This is a genomic window from Paenibacillus sp. P22 (assembly GCF_000469945.2).
GTDB classification, from domain to species: Bacteria; Bacillota; Bacilli; order Paenibacillales; family Paenibacillaceae; genus Paenibacillus_O; species Paenibacillus_O humicus.
Genome location: NZ_CBRA020000287.1, coordinates 1 through 3,626, shown reverse-complemented (window position 1 = coordinate 3,626; position 3,626 = coordinate 1). Strand labels below are relative to the sequence as shown.

At 43.6% G+C, this 3,626-nt stretch carries 5 protein-coding genes; 4 read left to right on the top strand and 1 reads right to left on the bottom strand.

What is annotated here, in order from left to right:
• The first annotated feature begins 167 nt into the window (after window positions 1–167).
• The 4 genes from BN871_RS28105 to BN871_RS25860 all read left to right on the top strand — a co-directional run bounded on the left by BN871_RS28105 (window position 168) and on the right by BN871_RS25860 (window position 2,123).
• The gene (locus BN871_RS28105; protein WP_021879755.1) at window positions 168–473 is read left to right on the top strand and encodes a hypothetical protein; all 306 of its coding nucleotides are present in this window, start codon (window positions 168–170) and stop codon (window positions 471–473) included.
• A gap of 81 nt (window positions 474–554) precedes the next feature.
• Entirely contained in the window at window positions 555–758 is a 204-nt protein-coding gene (locus BN871_RS25870; protein WP_021879756.1) for a DUF4181 domain-containing protein, read from the top strand.
• Window positions 759–904: 146 nt separating this feature from the next.
• Window positions 905–1,264 carry a lipoprotein, putative gene (locus BN871_RS25865; RefSeq protein WP_021879757.1) on the top strand — a complete coding sequence of 120 codons (360 nt, stop codon included), beginning with the start codon at window positions 905–907 and terminating at the stop codon, window positions 1,262–1,264.
• Between the two features lie 235 nt (window positions 1,265–1,499).
• Window positions 1,500–2,123 (top strand): hypothetical protein, encoded by a 624-nt coding sequence (locus BN871_RS25860; protein ID WP_048750037.1) that lies wholly within the window; start codon window positions 1,500–1,502, stop codon window positions 2,121–2,123.
• A 503-nt stretch (window positions 2,124–2,626) separates the two neighbouring features.
• Here the strand turns inward: BN871_RS25860 and BN871_RS25855 are convergent.
• Window positions 2,627–3,445 carry an AraC family transcriptional regulator gene (locus tag BN871_RS25855; protein WP_048750035.1) on the bottom strand — a complete coding sequence of 273 codons (819 nt, stop codon included), beginning with the start codon at window positions 3,443–3,445 and terminating at the stop codon, window positions 2,627–2,629.
• Window positions 3,446–3,626: the final 181 nt, after the last annotated feature.

Here is a 3,626-nt window from a genome sequence, read left to right as displayed (position 1 = left end):
GAATGAAAATAGGTTATGTACGAGCATCTTGGACGGAGAGAGCAGCGGAGTAAGCATAAAGGATCCGGCCCACTCACATTCCGGTCTTAGGTTCGAATGAGGTTTGGCTTCATTCACCTGCGGTCGATTGTGCCTGCGGGATTCTAGTTGGAAAGGTTGTGGAAAGAGTGAAAAGGATTTTTGCAGGCGGATTTATTCTGTTAAGCGGAGTTCTGCTTTATTTAGGGGTACATCTTGCGGCGGCAATGTATCTTCCCCACATTACGGGATGGTCGACACCTCCGGGGAAATATGGAACAGCGTTGAGAGAAACGGGAGGATATGCGGCAAACCTTATTTCCATCCTGTTTATGATTGGGGGCAGCCTTATTTTGTTGATTGAACTTTATTTCACACATGCAGCGGCAACATATAAAAAAGCGCTCGCGGAGAGAAATAGGGAATATGAAAAGGAACACAATTTAAGGAACTAAACCGGCCTCAGAAATCACGTCGATAAAGACATGCCCATAGGATCAGGCAGAAGAGCGGATGCTTGGGGAAAAACGATTTTCGTGCTGCTGGCATTCGCCTTTGTCTTTCTGCTGCTTTTACATGATCAGGCCATCAGCAAGAAGTGGCTCTGGATGGCGATTCTTTTCTGCGGCCAGGGCTTTCAGACCTTTATCAACTGGAAGTATCGAAAGCCGTCCAAAGAATATCTGGTTTCCCTTTTCGTTCTGATGTTCGGAGAAGCTTTGATCTTCTTCATTCTTTAAAAAGAAGCTATGTTAGCCTTCATTGTTGATACGTTTTTTTTATTATGAATGCAGCTACTCAACGGAGATTGATAATGAAACGATTTTAAAGCACGAGCCTCGGCGCCCATTGAAAATACAAAAAATGTTGAGGGGAAAAGAAATGCATGATACTTAAGAGAAATGCTGCTTTGCTACTTATCTTTTTGGCAATGAGTATGGGTTCAACTGGTTGCAATCTATTTTCTGGACCATCAGAATCTGAACAATCGGTTAAACAGAAAGTGGTCGCTCATCTTATTTCAAAAGGCTACAAAGAAAATGAGTTTAATATTGAAGTTAACTATAATAAATCAGGAGAAGGCAAGTTCGGAGGTCCCTACGCCATTAATGTAGTTTTTAACGATGAGCCGAACGTAATTTATGGTTATAAATATAACTATAAATCAGAAAAAAAAGAAATAACACAAAATGGCGTTGCTCCTATGGAAGGTAAGGATGATAAAAATTTTAAACATATGGAGTAATTCTCTCTTACGTCATCCGCCTAACGAGGCACGATAACTTATTAAACCGCCCTTTAAGGGCGTTTATTTTTTGGCTGATAATTAACAATGAGATATAACATAGCCTAAAAAGAAAGGCTCTGTTATACGTCATTATTGTTTTTGTTCATTGAGATAACGGGAAGGATAGTGAAATGGGTTAAAGCGAAAGTATGGTAATCTGTATTTAGACATTAAATCATGAGGAGTTAAAATCATGGGAAGAGTTAGTGCTGTAATACAAGATCCATATTTTGAGCAGCCCCCTTGGTTATCAAAAATTGAATACAGGGAAACCATTTATCTTTCCAAATCTTCTACGTTGGAAGATGCCGCCCTGTTTTTTACGTTGGTATGCGGGTATAACCACGTAGATGTGGATAGAAAGCCTGCTGAGGTATTAAATGAACTCATAACCATTGATGAAGTTGCAATAAGTGGTGGAATAGCCTTTGAGGATAAAAATAATGTAATACTTCCGAGTTGTTGTTGTGGGCTTGAGAATTGGAGAGACGTGCTTGAAGCGGTCATAAGCAAAAAGGATGTATGGCTTGGTCATGATCCATTCCCCACTTTGGAATACGTAAATGATTTGGTAAGAGTTTGGTCTGACGATTATTCTGGCACAATGAGAAAAGATTTATCGGAGCAAGAATTACAGAAAATGTTTTATATAGAATATAACCGAAATGACTTAATTAATATGCTACAAGCCATTGAGACAGATTTGTTGGAGTTTTATAAGCATTCATTGGAAAAGATAATATGCATGACTGATGATAACCTTAATGAAATGTTATTTTTGAAATATTGTAAGTGGTTCAATCTGAAGATAAGTTAAAGGCCCTAATGAATAAGCTAACGGGATACGTTAGCTCAATGAACCGCCCCCCAAGAAGGGAGGTTTTCGTCAGAATTTAATATAAAAAGAAAAAAGAAGGACACCATGCCGGGGCTTATCCGGCTGAGGCTGCCGGGGAATCTCGGCAGCCTTCTTTATTTCAATCACAGCGTCTGTACAATATTTTTTTAGTCAGCGGTTGTAAATCCTCCCCTTAAAACTCCTTATATTATGAGGAGGTTATACGGAAAGCAGAATAATATGCTCTCTGGTTCGGTTGGTTTTAGCGTTTTAAGACACTTTTAGATTTTCAAAGGAGTGCTGACGTTGTTTTGCGATGAAATTATCAACTGGCTGGCAGACAAGACAGAGGGAGTAAGAAACACGACTGTTATATGAGATTTGGTATCGCGATCTACGATGTGAAAAAAAGGATGCTGAAAAAAACAAATAAAGAGACCCCAGAAGAAATGAAGCGGTCTGAAAAGCCATAAAAAGGCATGTTAGTCCCGTTCGAGCTCCAATCCGGCCAGCGACTGCCTGGAGCGATAAAGGTAGGGCGAGATGCCGAAGCGGGCGCGGAACACCCGGTGAAAATAAGAGTAGCTGGCGAAGCCGCAAGCCTCGGCGATCTGCTCCAGTTTAAGCTCGCCGTACTTGATCTGCTCCACTGCGGCATTGAGGCGGATTTCAATCGCGTATTGGATCATGGTCTTGCCGTAATGCTCTTTGAACAGCCGGACGGCCCGCGACAAGCTGAGGCCTCCGTAAGCGGCGGCTTCCTCAAGCTTGAAGGTGGCCATGGCATGCTCTTCGATGAATCTCTTGATTTTCAGTGTCGCCATGCCCTTGCGGTCCGTCTGGACATTCTCGGCGATGGCCCGATCGATAGACAGGCAGAGGCTGCGCAGAAGAACATCCTTCAGCTCGTCATTTCCTTCCATTGAGCCCCGGCGCTTCTCCAGCATAAGGCTGCGCCACAAGCCGATCAGATTGTCGTCGGATCCGACCCGGCTGACCGTCGGGCGGACCTTGCGATCCCACCAGAGATCAATCCAGGAGCCTTGGCAAAACAAGTAATAATCTGCGCTGGACAAGCGTCCCTTTCTTAAAGGCTCCTCCACGACGAGATGGTAATCGTCGCCGGGCCGGAGCAGCAGCAGGTCGCCTCCGTTCAGGATATACTCTTGGCCGCCGGTGAACACCCGGCAGGAGCCTTCGGTCTGAAGGCGGAATAGGTAATGCTGCAGTCCGCTCTTCAAGTCCTGAGTAAAGGGTTTATAATGATTGGAATAGTCGCAGATAAGCAAAGATGTGTCCAAAAAGAAACCCTCCCCTTGGAATTCCGAGCAAATCGTTCATGTTCTAACGATATTGTATATGTTCATTTTAGGCTGTAATCCCCTAGAATGAAACCAGAGAATAAAACATGTCTGCAAAGGAGCTTGCCCACCCTACAAGTATGGGGGCACGACTACGGCAGGATTCGACTGCTCGGGATTC